This is a genomic window from Leisingera sp. ANG-M1, from assembly GCF_000813745.1.
Classification (GTDB): Bacteria; Pseudomonadota; Alphaproteobacteria; order Rhodobacterales; family Rhodobacteraceae; genus Leisingera.
The window spans coordinates 133,074-157,227 of the sequence record NZ_JWLC01000014.1 but is presented as its reverse complement, the minus strand read 5'-3'; the positions used below and the strand labels follow the sequence as shown (position 1 = coordinate 157,227).

The 24,154-nt window shown below is 61.8% G+C and carries 23 protein-coding genes; 14 read left to right on the top strand and 9 right to left on the bottom strand.

Annotation, left to right across the window (positions count from 1 at the left end):
• The first annotated feature begins 12 nt into the window (after window positions 1–12).
• The 4 genes from nuoN to RA19_RS13110 all read left to right on the top strand — a co-directional run bounded on the left by nuoN (window position 13) and on the right by RA19_RS13110 (window position 4,726).
• Entirely contained in the window at window positions 13–1,452 is a 1,440-nt protein-coding gene (gene nuoN, locus RA19_RS13125; protein ID WP_039163226.1) for an NADH-quinone oxidoreductase subunit NuoN, read from the top strand.
• A gap of 67 nt (window positions 1,453–1,519) precedes the next feature.
• Window positions 1,520–2,266, top strand: a complete 747-nt coding sequence (locus RA19_RS13120) for a biotin--[acetyl-CoA-carboxylase] ligase (protein ID WP_039163224.1) — start codon at window positions 1,520–1,522, stop codon at window positions 2,264–2,266.
• 13 nt (window positions 2,267–2,279) lie between these two features.
• Complete coding sequence (locus RA19_RS13115; protein ID WP_039163222.1) at window positions 2,280–3,062, top strand: type III pantothenate kinase; 783 nt, start codon at window positions 2,280–2,282, stop codon at window positions 3,060–3,062.
• Complete coding sequence (locus RA19_RS13110) at window positions 3,059–4,726, top strand: ribonuclease J (RefSeq protein WP_039163220.1); 1,668 nt, start codon at window positions 3,059–3,061, stop codon at window positions 4,724–4,726. The genes RA19_RS13115 and RA19_RS13110 overlap by 4 nt, the downstream gene beginning before the upstream one ends.
• Before the next feature lie 195 nt (window positions 4,727–4,921).
• On the opposite strand, the gene RA19_RS26995 is transcribed toward RA19_RS13110, so the two are convergent.
• The 5 genes from RA19_RS26995 to RA19_RS13085 all read right to left on the bottom strand — a co-directional run bounded on the left by RA19_RS26995 (window position 4,922) and on the right by RA19_RS13085 (window position 10,343).
• Window positions 4,922–5,098, bottom strand: a complete 177-nt coding sequence (locus RA19_RS26995) for an RSP_7527 family protein (protein WP_241479065.1) — start codon at window positions 5,096–5,098, stop codon at window positions 4,922–4,924.
• A 202-nt stretch (window positions 5,099–5,300) separates the two neighbouring features.
• Window positions 5,301–6,659, bottom strand: a complete 1,359-nt coding sequence (locus tag RA19_RS13100; RefSeq protein WP_039163216.1) for a DEAD/DEAH box helicase — start codon at window positions 6,657–6,659, stop codon at window positions 5,301–5,303.
• A gap of 182 nt (window positions 6,660–6,841) precedes the next feature.
• Window positions 6,842–7,723 carry a glycosyltransferase family 2 protein gene (locus RA19_RS13095; protein WP_241479064.1) on the bottom strand — a complete coding sequence of 294 codons (882 nt, stop codon included), beginning with the start codon at window positions 7,721–7,723 and terminating at the stop codon, window positions 6,842–6,844.
• Window positions 7,724–7,775: 52 nt separating this feature from the next.
• A complete protein-coding gene (locus tag RA19_RS27205) occupies window positions 7,776–8,513 on the bottom strand; it encodes a hypothetical protein (protein WP_206540277.1) in 738 nt (245 codons plus the stop codon).
• Window positions 8,514–8,735: 222 nt separating this feature from the next.
• The gene (locus RA19_RS13085; RefSeq protein WP_039163212.1) at window positions 8,736–10,343 is read right to left on the bottom strand and encodes a peptide chain release factor 3; all 1,608 of its coding nucleotides are present in this window, start codon (window positions 10,341–10,343) and stop codon (window positions 8,736–8,738) included.
• A 182-nt stretch (window positions 10,344–10,525) separates the two neighbouring features.
• On the opposite strand from RA19_RS13085, the gene RA19_RS13080 reads away from it, so the two are divergent.
• Window positions 10,526–12,172 (top strand): ATP-binding protein, encoded by a 1,647-nt coding sequence (locus tag RA19_RS13080; RefSeq protein ID WP_052261783.1) that lies wholly within the window; start codon window positions 10,526–10,528, stop codon window positions 12,170–12,172.
• A 56-nt stretch (window positions 12,173–12,228) separates the two neighbouring features.
• On the opposite strand, the gene RA19_RS13075 is transcribed toward RA19_RS13080, so the two are convergent.
• Entirely contained in the window at window positions 12,229–13,254 is a 1,026-nt protein-coding gene (locus RA19_RS13075; protein ID WP_039163210.1) for a Hint domain-containing protein, read from the bottom strand.
• Window positions 13,255–13,464: 210 nt separating this feature from the next.
• Here RA19_RS13075 and RA19_RS13070 point away from each other — a divergent pair, with 210 nt between their 5' ends.
• From RA19_RS13070 to RA19_RS13050, 5 genes are all read left to right on the top strand, one after another.
• On the top strand, window positions 13,465–14,244 hold the full coding sequence (locus RA19_RS13070; RefSeq protein ID WP_039163209.1) for an SDR family oxidoreductase: 780 nt from the start codon (window positions 13,465–13,467) through the stop codon (window positions 14,242–14,244).
• Between the two features lie 9 nt (window positions 14,245–14,253).
• Complete coding sequence (locus RA19_RS13065) at window positions 14,254–15,375, top strand: hypothetical protein (protein ID WP_039163208.1); 1,122 nt, start codon at window positions 14,254–14,256, stop codon at window positions 15,373–15,375.
• Between the two features lie 224 nt (window positions 15,376–15,599).
• The gene (locus RA19_RS13060) at window positions 15,600–16,649 is read left to right on the top strand and encodes a methyltransferase domain-containing protein (protein ID WP_039163207.1); all 1,050 of its coding nucleotides are present in this window, start codon (window positions 15,600–15,602) and stop codon (window positions 16,647–16,649) included.
• A 143-nt stretch (window positions 16,650–16,792) separates the two neighbouring features.
• Window positions 16,793–17,899 carry an ABC transporter ATP-binding protein gene (locus RA19_RS13055; protein ID WP_039163205.1) on the top strand — a complete coding sequence of 369 codons (1,107 nt, stop codon included), beginning with the start codon at window positions 16,793–16,795 and terminating at the stop codon, window positions 17,897–17,899.
• A 42-nt stretch (window positions 17,900–17,941) separates the two neighbouring features.
• Entirely contained in the window at window positions 17,942–18,793 is an 852-nt protein-coding gene (locus tag RA19_RS13050) for a GNAT family N-acetyltransferase (protein WP_039163204.1), read from the top strand.
• A gap of 63 nt (window positions 18,794–18,856) precedes the next feature.
• Here RA19_RS13050 and RA19_RS13045 read toward each other — a convergent pair whose 3' ends face one another.
• Both RA19_RS13045 and RA19_RS13040 read right to left on the bottom strand, forming a co-directional pair.
• Window positions 18,857–19,534 carry a helix-turn-helix transcriptional regulator gene (locus RA19_RS13045; RefSeq protein ID WP_039163201.1) on the bottom strand — a complete coding sequence of 226 codons (678 nt, stop codon included), beginning with the start codon at window positions 19,532–19,534 and terminating at the stop codon, window positions 18,857–18,859.
• Window positions 19,535–19,608: 74 nt separating this feature from the next.
• Window positions 19,609–19,917 carry an antibiotic biosynthesis monooxygenase family protein gene (locus RA19_RS13040; protein WP_039125887.1) on the bottom strand — a complete coding sequence of 103 codons (309 nt, stop codon included), beginning with the start codon at window positions 19,915–19,917 and terminating at the stop codon, window positions 19,609–19,611.
• Window positions 19,918–20,143: 226 nt separating this feature from the next.
• Here RA19_RS13040 and RA19_RS13035 point away from each other — a divergent pair, with 226 nt between their 5' ends.
• Genes RA19_RS13035 through tatC form a run of 3 tightly spaced genes read left to right on the top strand, consistent with a single transcriptional unit; the run spans window position 20,144 to window position 21,744 of the window.
• Window positions 20,144–20,359, top strand: coding sequence for a twin-arginine translocase TatA/TatE family subunit (locus tag RA19_RS13035; RefSeq protein ID WP_039163199.1), 216 nt, complete (start codon window positions 20,144–20,146; stop codon window positions 20,357–20,359).
• Window positions 20,360–20,365: 6 nt separating this feature from the next.
• Complete coding sequence (gene tatB, locus RA19_RS13030) at window positions 20,366–20,845, top strand: Sec-independent protein translocase protein TatB (RefSeq protein WP_039163197.1); 480 nt, start codon at window positions 20,366–20,368, stop codon at window positions 20,843–20,845.
• Complete coding sequence (gene tatC / locus RA19_RS13025; RefSeq protein ID WP_039163195.1) at window positions 20,842–21,744, top strand: twin-arginine translocase subunit TatC; 903 nt, start codon at window positions 20,842–20,844, stop codon at window positions 21,742–21,744. The genes tatB and tatC overlap by 4 nt, the downstream gene beginning before the upstream one ends.
• A 48-nt stretch (window positions 21,745–21,792) precedes the next feature.
• Here the strand turns inward: tatC and RA19_RS13020 are convergent, their stop codons facing one another.
• Window positions 21,793–23,055 carry a hypothetical protein gene (locus RA19_RS13020; protein ID WP_039163194.1) on the bottom strand — a complete coding sequence of 421 codons (1,263 nt, stop codon included), beginning with the start codon at window positions 23,053–23,055 and terminating at the stop codon, window positions 21,793–21,795.
• 161 nt (window positions 23,056–23,216) lie between these two features.
• Between RA19_RS13020 and RA19_RS13015 the strand changes: the two genes are divergently transcribed.
• Window positions 23,217–24,059 carry an ATP-binding protein gene (locus RA19_RS13015; RefSeq protein ID WP_039163192.1) on the top strand — a complete coding sequence of 281 codons (843 nt, stop codon included), beginning with the start codon at window positions 23,217–23,219 and terminating at the stop codon, window positions 24,057–24,059.
• The last annotated feature ends 95 nt before the right edge of the window (window positions 24,060–24,154 follow it).

Here is a 24,154-nt window from a genome sequence, read left to right as displayed (position 1 = left end):
AGCATCAGGCAGATGATCCAAGCTGATCTTACTGTAATCCTGCCAGAGATCGTTCTGGCGCTTTACGCCATGGGCGCGCTGATCGGTGCGGTCTACACCGGCAAGGACAAGCTGGCGGTTCCGCTGGTCTGGAGCACTGCAGCCCTGCTGGCTGTGGTCGCCGTCTGGATCGGCACCTCCGGCGCGGGTACCCAGACCGCCTTCAACGGCATGTTCATCGACGACGGCTTCTCGCGCTTTGCCAAGGTGGCGCTGCTCCTGGGCGCTGCGGCCGTGCTGCTGGTCGGCCAGGACTATATGGCACGCCGCGGCATGCTGCGGTTCGAATACCCGATCCTGGTGGCCTTGGCCGCCGTCGGCATGATGATGATGGTCTCTGCAGGCGACCTGATGGCGCTTTACATGGGGCTCGAGCTGCAGTCGCTGTCGCTTTATGTCGTGGCCGCCATGCGCCGCGACAGCGTCAAATCGACCGAGGCGGGCCTCAAGTATTTCGTACTGGGCGCGCTGTCCTCCGGCCTGCTGCTTTACGGCGCCTCGCTGGTCTACGGCTTTGCCGGCACCACCCAGTTCGCGGGCATCATCCAGGTTGCGGAGCATGGGTCCATGTCCATCGGCATGCTGTTTGGCCTCGTGTTCATGATTTCCGGCATGGCCTTCAAGGTTTCGGCGGTTCCCTTTCACATGTGGACCCCCGACGTATATGAGGGCGCGCCGACCCCGGTCACGGCTTTCTTTGCCACCGCGCCGAAAGTGGCCGCGATGGGTCTGTTCGCCCGCGTGCTTTTTGACGCCTTCGGCGGTGCCATCTCCGACTGGCAGCAGATCATCGTGGTGCTGTCGGTGCTGTCGATGTTCCTAGGCGCAATCGCGGCAATCGGCCAGCGCGACATCAAACGCCTGATGGCTTTCTCGTCGATTGCCCACATGGGCTATGCGATGATCGGCCTGGCCGCGGGCACCGAGGCAGGCGTCACCGCGATGCTGGTCTACCTGGCGATCTACGTCACCATGAACATCGGTACCTTCTCCTTCATCCTGATGCTGGAGAAAGACGGCAAGCCGGTGACCGACATCCTGGCCCTGAACCAGTTTGCTTCGCGCGAACCGGGCAAGGCCCTGGCGGTGTTGGTCCTGATGTTCTCGCTGGCAGGCGTGCCGCCGATGCTCGGCTTCTTTGCTAAATTCGGTGTTTGGCAGGCTGGTGTCGATGCGGGCCTCATGACGCTGGTCATTGCCTCTGCCGTCGCTTCTGTCATCGGCGCCTTCTACTACCTGCGCATCGTATTCTACATGTACTTCGGCACTGGTGAAGATGATGTCGAAGCGAAGGGCTCGCCGGTTCTGACGCTTGCTCTGATGGCTTCCGCCGCGCTGATGCTGGTGGGTGTGGTCTACCAGTTCGGCATCGACGGCGCCGCCGCTGCAGCCGCAGCAACCCTTGTAAATTGATCTGCTTTTCAGCAGGCTAAGGAGGCCCGGTCTTGCGACCGGGCCTTTTCGCACTTAAGGAGCGCGCATGAGCTGGCCAGCAGGATACGGAAAACGGGTGCTTGCCGAGGTTGACAGCACCCTGAACGAGGCCGCCCGCATCGCCGATGATCTGGCAGGCCCGGAATGGATTCTGGCCCTGCGCCAGACCCAAGGGCGCGGCCGCCGCGGCCGCGACTGGAAAGACCCCAAGGGCAACTTTGCCGCCACTTTGGTGATGCGGCCCGAAGGCGCGCCGGATCAGGCAGCGCTGCGCAGTTTTGTAGCAGCCTTGGCGGTCTATGACGCCTGCGTCGCGGTCACGGGCCGCAGCGAAGGCCTGTCGCTGAAATGGCCCAACGACGTGCTGATGAAGGGCGGCAAGCTGGCCGGTATCCTTTTGGAAAGTGCTGGACGCGGGCAGGGGGTGAACCACCTGTTTGTCGGCATCGGCGTCAATCTGGTGGAAACCCCGATGCAGGAGTGGCTGGAGCCCGGAGCAGTCTACCCGGTCTCGCTGATGGCCGAGACAGGCGTGCAGGTTGATCCGGAAACCTTCCTCGAGGCCGTAGCCGAAGCCTTTGCCCGCTACGAGCAGCAGTTCTCCACCTATGGTTTCGAGCCGATCCGCACCGCTTGGCTGGAGCGTGCCGCGAAACTGGGCGAAGTGATCACCGCCCGCACCGCTGCGTCAGAGACCGAAGGCACCTTTGAAACGGTGGACGCCAGCGGCAACCTTGTCCTAAACACCGCCAAGGGCTGCGTCAGCATCCCTGCGGCGGACATCTATTTCTAGGCGGGGGAGCCCCATGCTTCTGGCAGTTGATTGCGGCAATACCAACACGGTCTTCTCGATCTACGACGGTGAGAAGTTCATCGGCCTGTGGCGCACCGCCACCGAATGGCAGCGCACGGCGGATCAGTACTACGTCTGGCTCAGCACCCTGATGAAGCTGCAGGGGATCGAGGCAAACATCACCGACATGATCATCTCCTCCACCGTGCCGCGGGTGGTGTTCAACCTGCGTGTGCTGGCGGACCGCTACTTCAACACACGGCCGCTGGTGGTGGGGAAACCGGACTGTCTGCTGCCGGTTGCCGTCCGCGTGGACGAGGGCACAGCCGTCGGCCCGGACCGGCTGGTCAACACCGTTTCGGGTTTTGACCAGCATGGCGGCAATCTGATCGTGGTGGATTTCGGCACCGCCACCACATTCGACGTGGTGGCCGAGGATGGCGCCTATATCGGCGGGGTGATTGCGCCGGGTGTGAACCTCAGCCTCGAAGCTTTGCACCAGGCAGCCGCCGCGCTGCCGCATGTGGATATTTCCAAACCCGACAACGTCATCGGCACCAACACCGTCGCCTGCATGCAGGCCGGCGTGTTCTGGGGCTATGTCGGTCTCGTCCGTGAGATCTGCGCCCAGATCAAGGCTGAGCGCGGCGTGCCGATGAAAGTAATCTCAACAGGCGGGCTGGCGCCATTATTCCAGCAATCTGCCGATCTGTTTGATGCCTTTGAGGACGACCTCACCATGCATGGCCTGCAGATCATCCATAAATACAATAAGGAAAACGGAACTGACGTATGAGCAGTGAACGACTGATCTACCTGCCCCTTGGCGGGGCGGGAGAAATTGGCATGAATGCCTATGTCTATGGGTTCGGAGCCCAGGACAAGGAGCGCCTGGTCCTGGTGGACCTGGGCGTGACCTTCCCGGATATGGACACCACCCCCGGCGTGGACCTGATTATGCCGGACATGACCTGGCTGAAGGAACGCGCAGACCGGCTGGAAGGGATCTTCATCACCCATGGCCACGAGGACCACATCGGCGCCATCGCGCATATGTACTCGGCACTGAACGTGCCCGTCTACGCGCGCCCCTTCACCGCCAACCTGGCCCGGCGCAAGATGGAAGAGGCGGGCCACGACACGGCCAACGTCCACACGGTCGAAGCCTGGCCGGAAGTGACCAAGCTTGGCCCCTTCACCGTGGGCGTTGCCCCGATGAGCCACTCGATCCCCGAAAGCGGCGCGCTGGTGATCGACAGCCCGGCTGGCCGGGTGGTGCACACTGGCGACTTCAAGCTGGACCCCGACCCGCTGGTGGGGGAGCCCTTTGACCCGGAGATGTGGGCGGAGATCGCCAAGGATGGCATCCAGGCGCTGGTCTGCGATTCCACCAACGTGTTCTCGCAGCATCCGGGCCGCTCGGAATCCGAGCTGCCGGAAGAAATCACCAAGCTGATTTCCGAAGCCAAGGGCATGGTTGCGGCCACCACCTTTGCCTCTAACGTCGCGCGGGTGAAAACCCTGGCTGAGGCTGGTGCGCGGGCAGGCCGTTCCGTGGTTCTCCTGGGCCGCGCCATGCGGCGGATGATCGAGGCGGCGACGGAGACCGGCGTGCTGACGGACTTCCCCAAGGTGGTCAGCCCCGAGGACGCAGGCGACATTCCGCGCGACAACCTGATGCTGATCACCACCGGCAGCCAGGGCGAACGCCGTGCTGCCACCGCGCAGCTCGCGCGCGGCAAATACCGCGGACTGGAGCTGAAGGAGGGTGACACTTTCCTGTTCTCCTCCAAAACCATTCCGGGCAATGAGAAGGGCGTCATCCGCATCATCAACCAGTTTTCCGAAAAAGGCGTGGATGTGGTCGACGACAGCTCTGGCCTCTACCACGTCTCCGGTCACGCCAATGGCCCGGATCTGGAAAAGGTGCATGAGCTGCTGAAGCCGAAGATGCTGATCCCGATGCACGGCGAGCACCGCCACCTGCGCCAGCACGCCCGCCTGGGCGAAGCCAAGGGCATCCCCAGCGCAGTGGTCGTGAACGGTATGATGATGGATCTGTCGGGCGATGCGCCGAAAGTCACCGAGTGGATCGAAACCGGCCGCACCTATCTGGACGGTTCGGTTAAATACGGCGCGATGGACGGCATTGTCCGCGACCGCATCCGTATGGCGCTCAATGGCCATGTGGTAGTGACGGTGATCCTGGACGAGGACGACGAGCCGCTGGGCGAGCCCTGGTGCGATCTGAAGGGGCTGGCAGAGACCGGCACCTCCAACGCCGCCTTGGTCGAAGTGCTGGAAGAGGATCTGAATCAGTTCCTGATGCGCGCAGGCGCCAAGACCCTGCGCGATGACGACAAGCTGGAGCAGGAGCTGCGCCGGATCACCCGCCAGACAGCTCAGGCAGAAATCGGCAAGAAGCCGGAAGTCACGGTCATCGTCAGCCGCATGCGCTGAAGCGGGGCAGGGCGGCACTCCCGCCCGGCCCAAGCTGCATCAAAGATGCAGCAGGCCCGGTTGGGCCCGGCGCCGCGGACCCTGCGGGCCCACGGCGCGGCCGCAGGACATCACCGAAAAAGAAGAACGCCGCGGCCAAGGAGGCCCGCGGCGTTTTCTTTTCTGTGACTGTGCCGCAGGCAAGCGGCCGTTGCCTCAGCCGTGCAGCGGACGGGCGCAGGCCGGGCGGGAGAGCAGTTTGAAAGGCGCCAGGAAAACCGCGCGGAACAGGCGGCGGGTAAAGCTGGCGAAGGCCTCGGCACGCAGCTCGTGGGCGCGGGCTTCGATGGCCTGGAATTGGGCAATAGTCAGGGTATTGGTGTCGGTGGTCATGGCGTGGCCCATCTTGAATGGCGCGTTTCAGTGTTGCCCCAGCAATACGCCGGCTTGCGCGGAATTACGCCAGCCAAGATCGAAACCCCGTTATGCTGCAAGTGCAAAGGTCGCATTGCTGCGAGTGCATTGCTGTTTGGTTCAGCCACGAAAAAGGCCGCTCCCAAGGGGAGCGGCCCGGATTTATTGGTCTTGCGGCGTGTCAGCTGGCGCGGCGTTCCGCAAAGCTCAGCGCAATGAAGCTGGGCAGGTGATCGCCCATGCCGACCACAACCTTGTCGTCGCGCTTGCCGTATTTGCCGCGACCGCCGGAGGAGCGCTCGCGCTCCGGCTTCTGCACGGGCTTGTCGTCCTTGCGGCTCTCGGCCTCGGGCTTGGCAGCACGGGGCGCGCGTTCCTTTTTCGGCTCCGGCTTCACCGGGTTCTCAAGACGCGGGATTTCCTTCTGGATCAGTTTCTCAACCGCATCCATGGCTTTTTCGTCGCGTACCGAGCAGATGGTGATCGCTTTGCCTTCGCGGCCGGCACGGCCGGTGCGGCCGATCCGGTGCACGTAGTCCTCGGCATGGCCGGGCACATCGAAATTGAACACATGGCTGACGCTAGGCACATCCAGGCCGCGGGCGGCCACGTCGGAGGCCACCAGGATCCGCAAGGAGCCGTCGCGGAATCCATCAAGCGTCTTCATCCGTTGGCTCTGATCCAAGTCGCCATGGATCGCAGCCGCATCATAGCCGTATTTCTTCAGCGATTTCGCGCAGATATCCACGTCGGTCTTGCGGTTGCAGAAGATGATGCCATTGGTGAGCTTTTCGCCTTCGGCATCGATCAGCGCCCGCAGGACTTTCCGCTTTTCACTGCCTTCGCGGTCGCGGCGCGAAGGTTTGAACTGCACAACTGCCTGTTCGATGGTCTCGGACGCGGTGGCCTGGCGGGCGACCTCGATACGGGCCGGGGCCGACAGGAAGGTGTTGGTGATCCGCTCAATCTCGGGCGCCATGGTGGCCGAGAAGAACAGCGTCTGGCGGGTGAACGGGGTCAGCGAGAAGATACGCTCGATATCCGGGATGAAGCCCATGTCGAGCATCCGGTCCGCTTCGTCCACCACCATGATCTGCACACCGGTGAGCAGCAGCTTGCCGCGCTCGAAATGGTCGAGCAGGCGGCCCGGGGTGGCAATCAGCACGTCGACGCCTTTGTCGATCAGCGCGTCCTGCTCCTTGAAGGAGACACCGCCGATCAGCAGCGCCTTGGTGAGCTTCACGTGCTTGGCATAGGTGTCGAAGTTCTCGGCCACCTGCGCCGCCAACTCGCGGGTCGGGCACAGCACCAGGCTGCGCGGCATCCGGGCGCGGGCGCGGCCGCGGGCCAGCAGGGTGATCATCGGAAGCGTGAAAGACGCGGTTTTGCCGGTGCCGGTCTGGGCGATTCCCAGAACATCGCGCCCCTCGAGCGCAGGCGGAATGGCGCCTGCCTGAATCGGAGTGGGGTTTTCATATCCCGCTTCCTCAATGGCTTTGAGGACCTTGGGATTAAGGTTCAGATCGGTGAATTTTGTCATCTGTATCCGTCATTGCGGACACTGACCTGGCCCGCGCGTGTGTGTTGCAGCCGGCTCCGCAAAGGTCATGCGGGATGGCAGCTTCCGGCTCGTGGGGCGGCATATCAAAATCCTGCGTGATCGTCAATTAACGCCCGGTTTTGCAGAGTTTTTGGCGTTTACTTGTGCAAAATAGAAACAATTCAGCCAAACGCGGGGAAGTGTTTCTGCCGTTTGGCGTCCAGCTCGAGATGCCGAATCTTCAAGAGCCCCTGTGCCTCCAGCTTTTGGAACACCTCCGGATCTTTGGCGCTGATTTCATCAAAGAAACGGCGCAGGCCTTCGGGGCCGTGCTCCTCCTCGATCAGGGTCAGAAGCTCGTGTTTGCTAAGGCCGCCTGCAAGCCGGGGAAAGCCGGGTGCCAGGCCCGGCCGGTAAGAGCCGCGTTCCAGCCGGAACTTGTAAAGGGTTTGCCATTGTTCCCAGCTGTCGGCGTGGCGGTGGCACAAGTCCACCTGGTCTAGGTCGAAGGCCCCAGACACGATTTCGCCGCCTTGATACAGGTTGTGAATGCGCAGCTGGATGTCCGGCAGCCCGGTTCTGGCAAAGACTTTGCCCGCGACGTGGCTCAGGAAGCCGCCTTTCAGAAATACGCCAAAGGAAGGGTACAGCGCTCGCACCGCAGCTTCCCGGCCGGGGCCGTCTGGAATCAGCGATTTGTAATGGCCGTCACGGCCCGGCAGAGCCTCAATAGGGCGTATGCGGGCACAGTGTGCGCTGTTCGGCACGGCCGCAAGCGCATCGCTTAGCCGGCCGGGGGAGGAGATGAACTCATCGGCGTCGATATGTGCCACCCAATCCGTTTGAATCCGCTCATATGCGTGGGTTGCGTTGAGTGTCTGACGGGTTTGATGCTTGGCCGGGCGCTGTTTCTTGCGCTGCTTCCAATAGGTGCTGTCGCAGGTTTGCACCCGGATTTTAGGATGCGCTTTGAGGTGGCTGAAGGCGTCGGGGTTCGGCTCGTCGAGGTAAATATGAAGCCGGTGGGCTCCCAGATCCAGATGGTAGGCCGCAAAGTTCAGCACAGTCCTAGCGTCCGCTTTTATTGTGCTGACAATCCCCCACAAGGGGCTGGGTTTATCCGGCTCCACTGCGCTGTCTCCTCTTTGGCGGCTTCAGCATCTGTGTCCTGGCAAAGACGCTCCGGTTATCGCTCATCAGCTTTGCCATCAGCTGGTCTCCCAGCGGCTCAAACACTGGGTCGGATTTCGCCAGCTTGCTGAGCCGGGACAGGATCGAAAGATCAAGATCTCCTTTGTTAAAGGAATACGGTCTCAAGCCGAAGGCAAGCGGAAACCGGTCGTCCTTGGCAATGGGGGCAAAGGCAAGCGAGTTCGGCCGGCCTGACAGTCTGCGTTCGCTGTCATGCAGTTTGATGAGGTCGAAGGCCAAAGCAAAAGCTTGGCCCGCCACACGCTGTTCGGTTGTGCCACCGGCATCTGCAAAACTGGTTGCGGCAGAAATCAGCCATCTGGTGTTCAGGCTGGCAGCCAGGAACGCGCCTTCCTCGCGCCACATGCGAAGAAACAGCCGCCGGTACCTCGGCGGGCAGCCGCGGCGGCGCAGTAAGGCGCAGACCAGCGCATGCAGGGCGAGAAGCTCGGATTGGCCCGCGAACTGGCAGCAAAGATCGCGGTATTTTACGCATGCATCACTGGTTGCGCGGCGGGGGACCGGGGCCGAGGGGGCAGGCAAGCGGCGGTCCTTTGCCGCTTGCAGTTCCAGCCGGACATCCGGAATTGCCTCTTTTGCATTCCGGTAAGGCCGTTCACGGCGATTGAAGTATTCTTCGATCCCGGCAATTCCGCCGGGCATGATCAAATCTGTTTCAGCGGGCTCAGGCAAACTGCCGTACTGCAGCCTGCGCCGCAGTGCGCGGCCGGCGGAAAGAGCACGCAGGCGGGCGCGCCGGAAAGTGCTTTTCATAAAAAACTCCGTCAACAAAACGGGAAGGCACTATGTAAATTGCGTGGTAATCTGCCCGCGAAATTTCGGGCATACCCATAGCGGCCTGGCACCCGGGTGCCAGGCCGGAACTTAGATCATCATTTCCTTGGTCGCGGTCAGGTTCAACTCCGGATAATCGCGCACCACCCGGTCGATGTCCCACTGCAGCCGCGTCAAATAGACGATGTCGCCGTCGTGGTCATGGGCGATGTGCTGCTTGTTGGCATTAATGAACTTGTCCACCGCCGGCTTGTCGCCGCTGACCCAGCGGGCCGAGGTGAACTGGCTCGCCTCAAACCGCACCGGCAGCCCGTATTCCATTTCAATCCGGCTGGCGAGCACTTCGAACTGCAGCGCGCCGACCACGCCGACGATAAAGCCGGAGCCGATTGAGGGTTTGAACACCTTGGCCGCGCCTTCCTCGGCAAACTGCATCAGCGCCTTTTCCAGATGCTTGGCTTTCATCGGATCGCCCGCGCGCACCCCTTGCAGTAGCTCCGGCGCAAAGGAGGGAATGCCGGTCACCCGCAGTGCTTCGCCTTCGGTCAGAGTATCACCGATACGCAGCTGCCCGTGGTTCGGGATGCCGATGATATCGCCGGCCCAGGCCTCTTCTGCCAGTTCCCGGTCAGAGGCCAGGAACAGCACCGGGTTCGACACCGCCATCGGCTTTTTGGTGCGCACATGGGTGAGTTTCATACCGCGCTTGAAGTGGCCTGATGCCATCCGCACAAACGCCACCCGGTCGCGGTGCTTGGGGTCCATATTGGCCTGAACCTTGAAGACAAACCCTGCGACCTTCTTTTCTTCCGGGCTCACCTGCCGGGGTTCAGCGGACTGCGGCTGCGGCTCGGGGCCATAGGCGCCGATGCCGTCCATCAGCTCTTTGACGCCAAACGAGTTGATCGCCGAGCCGAACCAGATCGGGGTCATATGCCCCTCCAGCACCGCCTGCGGGTCAAGTGCCGGCAGCAGCTCGCGGGCCATTTCGACCTCTTCCAAGAGCTTCTCCAGCAGATGCTCCGGCACGTGCTCGGCCAGCTTGGGATCATCCAAGCCGTTGATTTCAATGCTTTCCGCCACCTTGTTGCGGTCGGCACGGTCCATCAGTTCCAGCCGGTCGCGCAGCATGTCATAGCAGCCGATGAAATCGCGGCCCACGCCGATGGGCCAAGCCGCAGGCGTTACGTCAATCGCCAGATTCTCCTGGATTTCGTCAATGATTTCAAACGTATCCCGGCTTTCGCGGTCCATCTTGTTACAGAAGGTCAGGATCGGCAGGTCGCGCAGGCGGCAGACCTCGAACAGCTTCTGGGTCTGGCTTTCCACACCTTTGGCGCCGTCGATCACCATCACCGCCGCATCCACCGCCGTCAGGGTGCGATAGGTATCCTCGGAAAAGTCCGAGTGGCCGGGCGTGTCCACCAGATTGAACCGGAAGCCGCTGAAATCAAACGACATTGCGGAGGCAGAAACCGAGATCCCGCGGTCCTTTTCCATCTGCATGAAGTCCGAGCGCGTGCGCCGCGCCTCACCCTTGGCGCGCACCTGGCCGGCCATCTGAATCGCGCCGCCGTACAGCAGGAACTTTTCAGTCAGCGTGGTTTTGCCGGCATCCGGGTGCGAGATGATCGCAAAGGTCCGGCGGCGGGCAATTTCGGGCGGCAGTTCGGGGCGGTTGGTGACGGAATCCAGCATGAGCGCGCGTATAGCAGGAATGCCGGAAGAGGCAAGAAAAACGGGGGGTGCCGTAACCATGGACCAGGGTTCACTGGCTTAACTTCAGATTAGCCAATAGTCTTGATAAGGAGGTTTCCAATCCGCTGCTGAAGCGGTGATGACTGCGGGGCCGAAAAGCAGTTCCAAGGCGAGAAGAAGAATTGCAGCAAGACGAATTTTCTGACCCATTCGAAGTTCTGGAATCAGTCGAACTTGCGGTTATCGTCTTAAAGGTCGGTGCAGATGGCCTGCCGCGGTATTCAGCCATAAACAGCAAAGCGCGCGAGTTCACGGAGTTCGAATACAAAGATTTCGCAGGTAAGACTGCCCTGGAGCTTTATGGGGGAGCAACCGGGCGCCGTGCTTTGAACTTGCATTTGAGCGTCATCGAGTCCCGGCAGGAAGCCACCTACGACATTGTGCTGCCCACCGAACATAAGCCAAAGAACCTCCGCACGACACTACGGCCTGTCTTCAATGACCAAGGCGCGGTTGTCTATCTTGTCGGCTCTTCTGCAGACGTTACGTCTGAAATGGAACGGGACGAAGCGCTTGAGTTGACAAAGATGGCGCTGGAAAAGGCCGAAGAGGCCAGTCAGGCAAAAGAACGTTTCCTCGCCAATATGAGCCATGAGATCCGGACGCCCATGAACGGCATCCTGGGCATGTGCGAACTCCTGAAAGAGACTGAGCTGAATGAACAGCAGGCTCTTTTCGCCAACACCATCTTTAACTCTGCGAACGCATTGCTCAGCGTGATCAACGACATTTTGGATTTTTCCAAAATCAAGGCTGACAAGATCTCCCTGCATGACGCCCCGTTTTCCCTGCTGGATCTGGTGCAGGATGTTGGAACGCTTCTTTGGGCCAAGGCTGCGTATAAGGGTATTGAACTGCGTACGGACTATCCCGAGGAAATGCCCCGGGAATTTGTCGGCGATGCCAGCAAGGTCCGGCAAATCCTGATGAACCTACTGGGAAACGCGATCAAGTTCACAGAACAGGGCAATGTGACCTTGCGGGTTTCTTTCAATGAAAGCGAACCTGGATGCCCACTTAGAATACAGGTTTCTGATACAGGAATAGGGATCGACAAAGAGCAACTCAGCTGGATTTTTTCCGCATTTGAACAAGTCAACCGCCAGGTAACCCGCGTGGTTGAAGGGACCGGGCTTGGTTTGGCAATTACCAAGGCGTTGGTCGAGCGGATGGGGGGGCAGATTTCTGTTTCTTCAACACCTGGCCAGGGGACTGTTTTTACAGTCAGCTTGAATGTAAAGCCGCTGGAGGACGGAGATCCTGGCAAGCAGGCCGCTGTTCCTTTTCTTCAGGACAACAGAAAAGCCTTGCGTGCAAACAGTGGAACCAGCGCGCTAGATCTGAAGCCTGAGGAACTGGCCGGGCTCCGGGTGCTCATTGCTGAAGACAACAAGACCAATCAGTTGGTGCTGCGCAAGATGCTAAAGTCTTCGGGGGCGGATCTCTGCTTTGCTGAGAATGGCCAACTCGCAGTGGACTTCTACATGTCTAGCCCCCGGGACCTAATCCTAATGGATTTGTCGATGCCAGTCCTGGGCGGTTTGGAGGCCACACGCCTGATCCGGGCCCATGAAAAGGCTTCAGGTCTTGCCGAATGCCCCATTGTTGCTTTTACGGCCAACGCACAACCCAGCGATGTAGAGGCTTGCCTGGCCGCAGGGATGAACGATTTTCTGGCAAAGCCTTTTCGCAAAATCGAACTGCTGGCCAGGATGATTCAGCATGCCAAAGGCGGGGTCAGCCACTGGGCTGGCGCCCCATCAGAATAGTTTTCCGGTTTGCGTTGAATTTTTCAGGCTGCGATGAAACGTAGTACTTGCCAAAGTCAGCGCAGCGAGGCCCGCTTCAGCAGCCCCACCGCATCCGGCCGGTCCAAGAGCGACCGGCTCACGTCCAGCCCGTGGGCGCCGCGTTTGTGCGACGCGGGCAGGGTGCCTTGAGGGCCGCCGGGGCGGGCGGTCCAGAAATCCTCGGGCAGCACCGGCCGTGTGACGGGGTCGAGGAAGGTGCTCTCGGCGGCGATGCCCTCGGCGTAGATGATGTGGTGGCGGTCGAACAGGATCTGGAAGTAGTCGGCAAAGCCGCCGTCCAGCACCACCACGGTGTCGCCGTTCACCAGGTCGCGGGCGCGGACCAGGATTTCGGGGGCGCCGGCGCCGATCTCGTCGCTGCGCTGGTAGACCATGAGGCGGTGGGACGGGCTGACGATCAGGTCGTTCGCATTGTTCAAGGCGCCCTTGCGGATCAGGATCGGGGCCAGGTCACCAACGGCCCGCAGGGTGGACTGGCCGACCCAGCGCACTTGCTGGATGCCATCGTCGCGGGTGAGGACGCGGTCGCCAGCCCGCATCTCTTCGATCGGGCGCTGCTCGCCGGTGGCAAGGGTGATGCTGGTGCCGCGGGTGAAGGAGACGCAGGCCGATTGCGCCAGTTTGCGGCGGGCAGGCTCGCGCTCGGCCTTGACCAGGGTGTAGGGCATCTGCGGCTGCAAGGGGGCGAGCGGCACCAGGAAGACACCGGCAATCATGCCGTCCGCGTCCACTTCGACCATCACCAGGGTCTCGGTGTTGGGGCCGCTGTCGGGCATCAGGGTGAGCAGGCAGTCAAGATGCAGCGCGGCGCCGGCGGTGCCGAGTGCGGTATCATGCGCAATGCTGAAACTGCCGTCGTGATGGGCGGCAATGCCCAGCCGCTGCGGTGCCTCGGCCAGCGCCAGCATATAGATGTCGTCCAGCACCAGGTCTTCGAGCACCCCCAGCGGGTCGCCCATATTGGCGCCATATTCGACGCAGAACTGTTCGGCCCGGTAGGCCTGGACGGAGGCGTGGCTGGCGGTCAATGTCTGTCCCATGCGGTCGCGGAGCTGTCTCTTCAATCCGGTATAGGCCCGGTAAGGGGTCCTGTCCTGTGAATTTGCCGTGAGAATGTGGCGGAAAGGCGGTGGGAAGGGGCTGATTTTCCGGCAGCTTAACGTTTGCAGCCTGGAGGCAGGGGGCTGGCCATCCGCGCGCGCGCAGTGCAAGCTCCGCGCAAACAGAGAAGATTCCCGAGGGAGGACAAGATGGATCTGGGTATTTCGGGCAAGCGCGCGCTGGTCTGTGCCAGCAGCAAGGGGCTGGGTCTGGGCTGCGCCGAGGCGCTGGCGGAGGCTGGTGTGAATCTGGTGATGAACGCCCGCGGGGCGGAGGCTTTGGAAGCGTCTGCGCAGGCAATCCGCGACGCATATGGCGTGGATGTGGTGACCGTGGCCGCAGATGTGACCACGCCGGAGGGGCAGAGCCAGGTGCTGGATGCAGCTGACGGCGTCGACATTCTGGTGACCAACGCAGGCGGCCCGCCGCCGGGCATGTGGACCGACTGGGACCGCGAGGATTTCATCAGCGCGCTGGATGCGAACATGCTGACCCCGATTGCGCTGATCAAGGCGCTGGTGCCGGGCATGATCGAGCGCGGCTGGGGCCGGGTCGTCAACATCACCTCGGTTTCGGTCAAGTCGCCGATTCCTGTTCTGGGCTTGTCGAATGCAGCACGCGCAGGCCTCACTGGCTATGTCGCGGGCACCGCGCGCCAGGTGGCGGGCCAGGGCGTCATCATCAACAACCTGCAGCCGGGCATCCATGCCACGGACCGCGCGGTATCGCTGGATGGCGGCGCGGCCAAGGCGCAGGGCATCACGCCTGAGGAAGCCAAAGCGGCGCGCTGCGCCACCATTCCTGCGGGCCGCTACGGCACCCGTCAGGAGTTCGGCGCCACCTGCGCCTTCATGTGCTCGCAGCACGCGGGCTTCATGGTCGGGCAGAATATCCTGCTCGATGGCGGCGCCACCAACACCACGATGTAAGGGGCTGATATGGCTTCGGGATTTTCCCTGAAAGACCAGTTGTTCAACCGCGACAAGGTCCGCTATCTGGCGGGCCTTTTTGCTGCGGCGGAGGCTGGGTTCGACGCTTCGGAGTTTGAAGAACAGGTGATGGCAGAACTGCCGGCGCTGGAGCTGAAGCAGCGGATTACGCTGATTGCAGACGTGCTGGCGCGCCATTTGCCTGAGGCGCTGCCGGACGCGGCGCCGGTGCTGCTGAAAGCTCTGCCGCCGCCGCTGGACCCTTCCAAGAGTGATGATGATTTTGGTGATTTCATCTTTGCACCTTTGGGGGAGTATGTCGCTGCCCGGGGCGTGGAGGCGCACCGTGATCTTTCATTGGATTTGCTGGAAGAAATCACTCAGCGGTTTTCGATGGAATGGGCGATCCGGCCCTTCCTGAACCGCTGGCCTGCCGAGGTGCTGGCGCGGATGGAGCACTGGGCCGGGCACTCGAGCTATCATGTGCGCCGCCTGGTGAGCGAAGGCACCCGGCCGCGGCTGCCGTGGGGCGAGGCTGTCGGGCTGGACCTGGCGGAGCCGCTGCCGCTCCTGGACAGCCTGCATGGCGATGGCACCCGCTATGTCACCCGCTCGATTGCCAACCATTTGAACGACATTGCCAAGAAGGACCCGGACCTGGTGATGGACCGGCTGGAAAGCTGGCACGCGGCCGGGAAACAGCAGCGCAAGGAGCTGGATTGGATGACCTCCCACGCTCTGCGCGGGCTGGTGAAGGCCGGGCATCCGCGGGCGATGGCGATGCTGGGCTATGATCCGGAGCTGGCGCTGGAGGCACATATCGAGGTCCAGGATACGGTGCGCATCGGGGATGCCCTGGATGTCGCCTGCCGTCTGGAAGGGGCTGCGGGGGCGCCGGTGCTGGTGGATTATATCCTGCATTTCCAGCGCTCTGGCGGCAAAGCCTCAGCCAAGGTGTTCAAGCTGAAACAGGCAAAACTCGCCGGTGGTAAGCTGGAACTGGGCAAGAAGCATAAGCTGAAAGGTGATGCCACTACCTTCAAATTGGTGCCGGGGCCGCACCGGATTGAGCTGATGGTGAACGGCAAGGTGCGGGCCGAGGCCGCGTTTGAGCTGCTGCCCGAGGGCTGAGATTTTCTCTAGTTCTTGAAATTCTGTTTCGCCCGGCTGCAAGCCGGGCAGCGCCCGTCCGCCCCCATGGGCGGGCGCTACGCTTCCACCCGCGGACGGGCGCTGCCCTTAGAGCTTATTCGCACACTCCTTCACAGTTGCGTCAGATCACCCGCCTCGCTGATTGCCGCACCATTTGCGCGCCGCTATCCCATTGGTCTGGAACCACAGGAAAGGCAGCTCTCATGAAACATGAAAACGTGCAGAACTATTACGGCGAGGTGCTGCAGGGCAGCGACGATCTGCAGACCAACGCCTGCTGCACGCCGGACGACATGCCGGATCATGTGAAGGCGGTCTTGTCGAAAATCCATGACGAGGTGCTGACCCGCTATTACGGCTGCGGCCTGATCGCTCCGGAAGCGCTGGAAGGCGCGCGCATCCTCGACCTCGGCTGCGGCGCGGGCCGCGATGTCTATGCGCTGTCGGCGCTGGTGGGCGAGCATGGCAAGGTGGTGGGCGTCGACATGACCCCGGCGCAGCTGGAGGTGGCCAAGCGCCATCAGGACTATCACGCCGAGGCCTTCGGCTATGCCCGGTCGAATGTGGAATTCCATCACGGCTATATCGAAAAGCTGGAGGAGCTGGACCTGGAGCCGGGCTCCTTTGACATCATCGTCTCCAACTGCGTGATCAACCTGGCCACCGACAAGGGCGCGGTGCTGCGCGGCGCCCATCATCTGCTGAAAGAGGGCGGCGAGATGTATTTCTCGGACGTCTACGCCGACCGCCGGGTGCCGGAAGAGATGGCCAAGGATGAGGTGCTCTATGGCGAGTGCCTGTCCGGCGCGCTCTATTGGAACGACTTCCTGTCAATTGCCAAGGAGTCCGGTTTCAAGGACCCCCGCATGGTGACCTCGCGCCTCTTGACCATCGAGAACCCGGTGCTGGAGAAGCGGGTGCAGCCGCTGAAATTCCTGTCGGCCACATACCGGCTGTTCAAACTGCCCGCCCTCGAGCCTGCTTGCGAGGACTACGGCCAGGCGGTGATCTACAAAGGCACCATCGAACACGCGCCGCATGTGTTTGCGCTGGACGATCATCATGTGATCGAGGCGGACAAGGTGTTCTCGGTCTGCGGCAACACTTGGATGATGCTGCAGGACAGCCGTTTTGCGCCGCATTTCGAGTTCATCGGAAATTTCGATTCCCATTACGGGATCTTTGCAGGCTGCGGCGGCAATTCGCCCTTTAACGGGCTGGATGAGGAGGGGGCAGCAGCAGGCTGCTGCTGACGGGCGTTTCACCTGAAATCTTTCCGCCCGGCCGCGAAGGGCGGTTTGCGCTACGGCCGGTCCGGAATGCTTGCAGCCGGGGGGCGGGGTTGCTATCCCGGCGGGACCCTAAGCGTTTTCATCGGAAACAGCCCCGAGGCCTCATGAATACTGCCCCTGCCGACATGCTCAGCACCATGGCTCCGCCGCGGCTGGAGATCCGCAACATCAAGCGGCATTTCGAAGGCCGCGCGGTGGTGGATGACGTCTCGCTGCAGATCCAGGCCGGGCAGGTGACCTGCCTGCTGGGCCCTTCGGGCTGCGGTAAGTCCACCACGTTGCGGATGATCGCCGGGGTGGAGATGCAGGACTCGGGCGAAATCTATGTAGATGGCAAGCTGATCTGCGACACCGTGTTCCGGGTGCCGCCGGAGCGGCGCGAGATCGGGCTGATGTTCCAGGACTTTGCCCTGTTCCCGCATCTGAGTGTGGCCGACAACGTGGGCTTCGGCCTGAAAGGCAGCAAGGACGAGAAGCGGGCTCGGGTCGAGGAACTGCTGAACCGGGTGTCGCTGAAGCGTTTCATCGACGGCTATCCGCACCAGTTGTCGGGCGGCGAGCAGCAGCGGGTTGCGCTGGCGCGCGCGATTGCGCCGAGGCCGCGGATCATGCTGATGGATGAGCCGTTCTCCGGCCTCGACAACCGGTTGCGCGACGGCATTCGCGACGAGACGCTGAGCCTGCTGAAAGAGGAAGACACCGCTGTGCTTCTGGTGACCCACGAGCCGGAAGAAGCAATGCGGATGGCCGATGAGATCGCCTTGATGCGAGGCGGGCGGATCGTGCAGCAAGGCGCGCCTTACAACGTTTATACCCACCCGGCGGACAAGGCCGCGGTGGCGTTCTTCAGCGACGTGAACGTGCTGAAATCGCAGGTCAATGGCGCCTTGGCGCAAACGGCCTTTGGCGAGTTTCTGGCGCCGGGTGTGGCGGATGGGACCGAGGTGGAAATCGTCTTTCGGCCGCAGCATCTGCGTATCGATTTCGACCGCGGCGGCAAGGGGCCGCTGCCCACACCCAGCGACGGCGTTGCGGCGCGCGCAACTGTTGAGCGGGCGCGGTTTTTGGGCAGCGAGAGCCTGGTGGAGTTCCGGATGGAGTTCGACGGCTCGATCCTGAAAGCCACAGTGCCCAATGTGTTCCTGCCGGAAAAGGGGCGGGCGATGTGGCTCACGGTGCGGCGCAACCGCTGTTTTGTCTTTCCCGCCTGAGTGTTAGCAGGCATTGTTGCCTCAAGAAAACAGGAGGTGCAAATGCAGGACGGTTATCACATCCGGGCTTTGACGCCCGCGGAAATCCGGACCGCTGTGGAGTGGGCGGCGCAGGAGGGCTGGAACCCAGGTCATCAGGATGCGGCCTGTTTTGGTGCAGTTGATGCGGAAGGGTTCTGGGGCGGCTTCCTGGACGGGGAGATGATCGCCTGCATCTCGGTGGTGAACTACTGCGCGGCGTTTTCTTTCCTCGGCTTCTACATCGTGGCACCTCAGCATCGCGGCCAGGGCTATGGGTTTGCGCTATGGCAGAAGGCCTTGGAACATTCGGGGACGCGCACTGTGGGTCTCGACGGGGTCGTGGACCAGCAGGAGAACTACCGCCGTTCGGGCTTTGAACCGGCCTACCGCAATATCCGCTTTGGCGGAGTGCCGGCGCGCGAGCTGGCGGCTTGCGCAGGCTTTGACCTGCTGCCGCTGGCGGAGCCTGCGGCCGGGCTGGAGGCGCTGGACGCCCGCGTATTTCCTGTGCAGCGGGCTCTGTTCTGGGCGGAGTGGCTGAGCGCTGAGGGACATCACGCCTATGCTGCTTACCGGGATGGCGTCATGGAGGGGTTCGGTACCCTGCGCCCCTGCCGCACCGGATGTAAGATCGGGCCGCTTGTTGCGGCGTCTCGGGAGGCTGCAGAGACGGTGCTGGCGCGGCTGCTGCAGGAACTGCCAGAGGGGCAGGAGGTGTTTCTGGATGTGCCGGAACCCCATGCAGAAGCAGTGAGAGTGGCGCAGTCCCTGGGGCTTGAGCCGGTGTTTGAAACCGCACGGATGTACCGTGGGGAAGCGCCGCAGCTGGAGCTGCCCCTGATTTATGGCGTCACGAGTTTTGAGCTGGGTTAGGGGCGCTGCCCCCGCCGCTTTTGGCGGCTCCCCCGGGATATTTTCAGCAAGAGGAAGGGGCTATTACGGCTTCCCATAGGGATCGTAGTCCTGCAGGCGTTTGCCGGGTTCGTCCACGAAGAGCTCGGGCAGGGCGCTGGCGTCCTCGATCAGGTCGACCCGGAAGACCCGGAAGGCCTCGCGGGTTTCGCACCAGGCGGTGAGGGTCCAGACCCGGCCCCAGTATTCCATGTGCAAAGGGCGGATCCTGCGCTCGGTCAGGGTGCCGTCGATGCGGCGGTAACTGAGCTGCAGTTTCTGGCGCGCTTTGATCGCGGCGCGCAGGGCCGGCATATGGGCCAGGGCGCGGGCGGCGTCCGAGAACGGGTAGACGGCGAATTTCCAGGCATCCGCCTCGGCAATGGTCTGTTCCGGCAGCACGGCGTCGATTTTCGAGGCCAGGGCCAGGGCCGCGGCCTTCAGCTCCGGGTCAGCGGCTTCGGCCACGATCGCCATGCCGAGGTTCAGCGCCTCCAGCTCCTCCGGAGTGAGCGTCAGCGGCGGCAGGCTGATCTGCTCGCGCACCATGTAGCCGACACCGCGCTCCCCCTCCACCGGCACGCCGGAGGCCGTCAGCGTGTCCATGTCGCGGTAGATGGTGCGGGTGGAGACCTCCAGCCGTTCGGCAATGTCCTGGGCACGGTGCAGCTTCCCGTCGCGCAGGATCTGGATGATTTCGAAAAGGCGGTCAGTGCGGCGCATGGGACTAGCCTTGGCGCGGGGAGGGGGCCAAGGTCAAGAGCGGCACCCGGCGCGATGCGGGTGCCGCGCCGTTTTCAGGATGCCATGTCCCACAGGACCTCTTCATGGCGCATGTTTGCACTGCCATCGGCAATGGCTTTCATCAGACCGGCGCAGAAGTCCTGCTTGTGGAATTCGGCTGCCACGGTTTGCGCTGTTTCCATGTCTTCCCAGACCACGTAGTCGGTCCAGCGCCCGTCTGCGCCGCGGCTCAGCTGACGGTGCAGAAAGCCGGGTTGTGCCCGGACAAAGGCTTCGCTGGCCTGGCTCAGGGCGACAAAATCCGCCTGGCTGACGCCCTCGGCCAGTTCGAAGGTTACGATTTCGGCCACATGTTTGCTCATCACGTCTCTCCTAGTTTGCTGTGATGGGGTGGATTTACCGACCATCAACTGACATAAACCTGTCAGTTGGATGCGAGGCGGCAGCAAATTCCGCGGATTCAGCCCCGCCGGGAGACATTGCGCGGGGTGAAGCGCTTCCGCTTGGCGCCGCGCGCGCGCTACACCCGTTGCAACGGAAAAGACCGGCGCCTTGTATCCGGCGCTGCAAGATAAAAGGAGTTCTCTCATGCTCAACAACATCGGCCTGCCCGGCATTCTGCTGATCGCTGTCGTCGTTCTGGTCCTGTTCGGCCGCGGCAAGATTTCCTCGCTGATGGGCGAAGTCGGCAAGGGCATCACTTCGTTCAAGAAGGGCATCAACGAAGGCAGCAAGGAGCTGGAAGAGGACGCCGCTGCCGAGGCCAAGGACGTCACCCCCGAGACCGAAAAAGACAAGGCGTAAGGCCTCATGTTCGATCTTGGGTGGACCGAACTGCTGGTCATCGGCGTTGTTGCGCTGATCGTCGTCGGCCCCAAGGACCTGCCGGTGCTGTTCCGAAATGTCGGGCGGTTCGTGGGCAAGGCCAAGGGCATGGCGCGCGAGTTCAGCCGGGCGATGCATGACGCGGCGGATGAGGCCGGGGTCAATGATGTTGCCAAGGGTCTGAAGGCGGCCGCCAATCCGGTGGGCACGGCCATGGACGGGGTCAAGCAGGCGGCGCAGGAGATGGCGTCGTCGATCGACCCCACCAAATACGACCCCGAAAGCGAGACCGGCAAGCTGGCCGCGGAACGCGCTGAAAATGCCAAGAAGATCCAGGCATCGTCTGCGCGTGCTGCAGCCGAGCGCAAGGCGCGCGAGGCTGAGGAGGCGCTGGCCAAGGCGGAAGAATACGAGGCCGCGCTGGCACCTGCGGAGCCAAATGCGGAAAAAGAGGCCAAATCATGAGCAACACGGATGAGATCGACGACTCAACCGCACCGCTGATTGAGCATCTGGCCGAACTGCGCTCGCGGCTGATTCATTCAGTGGCGGCCTTTGTTGTAGGCATGGTGATCTGTTTCACCGTGGCGACGCCGGTGTTCAACTTCCTCACTGCGCCTTTGTGCCAGGTGCTGGCCGAAGGCGGCCAGGACTGTGCGCTGATCTTCATCAGCCCGCAGGAAGGTTTCTTTGTCGCAATCAAGATCTCCTTCCTGGGCGGCTTCATTCTGGCCTTTCCCTATATCGGGTTCCAGATGTGGCGCTTTGTGGCGCCGGGCCTCTATAAGTCCGAGAAGGGCGCGTTCCTGCCGTTCCTGGTTGCTTCGCCTTTCATGTTCCTGCTCGGCGCGAGCTTTGCGTTCTACGTTGTGACGCCGCTGGCCTATGACTTCTTCCTGGGTTTCCAGCAGTTCGGAGCCGGCGGTGAAGCGGTGACCGGCGAGGAAGTGAACCAGGGGCTCAGCGTGGTGTTCCAGGGCTCGGCTCAGGAATATCTGAACCTGACCATCAAGTTCATCGTGGCCTTTGGCCTCTGCTTCCAGCTGCCGGTGCTGCTGACGCTGATGGGCAAGGCCGGGCTGGTGAGCGCTGAAGGCCTGGGCGCGGTGCGCAAATACGCGGTGGTGGCGATCCTGGTGCTGGCCGCATTGGTGACCCCGCCGGATGTGATCACCCAGATCATCCTGTTCACCGTGGTTTACGGGCTTTACGAGATCTCGATCTTCCTGGTGGGCCGTGTCGAGAAAAAGCGCGAGGCACAGCTGCGGGCGGATGGCTATTATGACGATGAAGACGAGATGGATGCCCATCCCGACGATCCGCTGATGGCCGAGTTCGATGCCGAGGACGGCAAGGACAAGTAATCCGGAGCCGGATTGAAATGGAAAGGCGCGCCCGGAAGGGCGCGCTTTTCATTTCTCCCACCAGGGCGTTTTCCCGCAGGCCGATAAGGAGTGCTTTTGCATGACCCTGTCGGCCTGGAATTGCTGGCCCAGACGTTCATCTTTGCGGGCTGCACAGAATATCGCTCGGTCGGACGGCGTCAGCCGGTCCGCTTTCATTAATGCCAGATGCCAGCTGCTGACGAGGTTTTTGAAGCTGGCGGGGAAAACACTGTGCCCCTCAGCGCCCGTCTTAAGGCCGGACGCGATATAGATGGCATCTTGGGGATCGGGAAATGGTCTTTCTTCCTGGTTTGCTGAACCGGACGCGGGTTGCGGTGGCATGCGGCGCGGGCCCAAGGTCAGCCCCAATACCTCAATATCCTTTTCAAGATTGATCGGAGGTGAGGCCGCCTTTGCGCGAGCATATATATACCCGCCGTATCCGGCGAAACCGTCGCCGAAGCGCCCATAGTCAAAAGTGACATAGCGGGTGGGACGCTGGTGGAACATTTGTGTCTTTTGATAGACCAACGGGGCATTGGCGTCCGGTCCTGCAAAGGCCGTGACAGTTCGATATCCGTAGGGTTTGTAATAGGGAGGCAGCTCCTTTTGACTGGTCATGCGTTCCTCCTCGATCCGGATCGTGAGGCCGGCTGGCAGCCGGTGATCGGCAGCAAAGAGCAGACAGGGTTTGTCTGCAGGGTAGTCATTGTATAGCTTCCGGCAATCCTTGGCAGAGCCTGCAACCAGCAGAACTTGGCTATTTTCCCTGTAGCTCCCGAAGTCATCATTGGTCCGAACGATTCGGACCCAGGAAACGTCACCTCCAGTCAAAAGGCGTTCACAGAGTTCGAAGCAGGGGAGCGTGCTAAAAAAACCGGGGCTTGGGAAGGAAATTCCAGGCACTTGCAAGTCAGGCTTTGGCAGAGCCTTGCGGTGAATTTCTATCCCGACATGAAGGTCGAATTCCACTGGTTCCGCAGTCGCATCGCCACGTGAGGCCAGGTCGTGCTGCATCGCTTGATCAGACAATATGGGCGGGGCAAAATACAGATATCCGGGCAATGCCGCGCCAACCAGCAGCGCTGGCAAGCGAAGAGGGCGGATCTGCCAGCAGCGAACGGCTGGTAGGAAAGCCCAAAGAAAGATGGCTAGGTTGGGCAGAGGCGCAAAGAGGAAGTAGCCAAGGCCAAAGGTGAAAACGGCAGCCAGCAAGGCGAAGCCGGGAATAGCCAGCAGCAGGCACAAGGATGTAACGACCACCAGAGCTACGTAATAAGCTTTTTGCATGAAACACTCTCAATGAAAAATGCTAGGCTATCCTTTCAGTGCTTTGGTACCAAATTGTGGCGGAGGCGCAGGGCAAGTTGTTTCAGGAGAGGTCAGGAGATACTTGCCGCTAGCCCTGGAACATGCTTTGGAATCCGTCAGCTAACGGACGGAGGCACCCCATGGACCAGATCGCATTGACCCGCATTGCCGAGGCGCTGGAGCGGATGTCTCCGGCCCCTCTGGAGACGCCCGATTTCAACGCGGCCAGCGCTTTTGTCTGGCATGTGGGGCCGGAGCGGCTGGAGCCGGTGGAGAGCGTCAATCGGGTCGATCTGGACCTGCTGGTGGGCATCAACCGCTCCCGCGACACGCTCCTGGACAACACCCGCCGCTTTGCCCAGGGGTTTGCTGCCAACAACGCGCTGTTGTGGGGGGCACGGGGGATGGGGAAGTCGAGCCTGGTGAAGGCCGTGCACGGCTCGCTGGTCGATGATCACCCGCAGCTGAAACTGGTCGAGCTGCAGCGCGAGGATCTGCCCTCGGTCGCGCGGCTTCTGAATCATCTGCGCGGCTCGGCGCACCGGTTCATCCTGTTCTGCGATGATTTGTCGTTCAGCCATGACGACCAGCACTACAAGAGCCTCAAGGCGGTGCTGGATGGCGGCATTGAGGGGCGGCCCGAAAACGTGGTGTTCTATGCCACCTCCAACCGCCGCCACCTGATGCCGCGCGACATGATCGAGAACGAGCGCTCCAGCGCCATCAACCCGTCGGAAGCAGTGGAGGAGAAAGTGTCGCTGTCCGACCGGTTTGGCCTGTGGCTGGGTTTCCACCCCTGTGATCAGGACGAATACCTGGCGATGATCTCGCGCTATTGCGCCGCCTACGGGGTTGAGGCGGACGCAGAGACCGTGCGTGCCGAGGCGATCGAATGGCAGGCGACCCGGGGATCGCGCTCAGGAAGGGTGGCATGGCAGTTCTTCACCGATCTGGCGGGGCGCCACGGGGTGGCGTTGCGCTGAGCCGACCCCGCTGCCCGCGGTGCAGGGGGCGCTGCCCCCGCCGCCTGCGGCGGCTCCCCCGGAGTATTTTTGACCAGAAAGAAGACTGTAGGCAG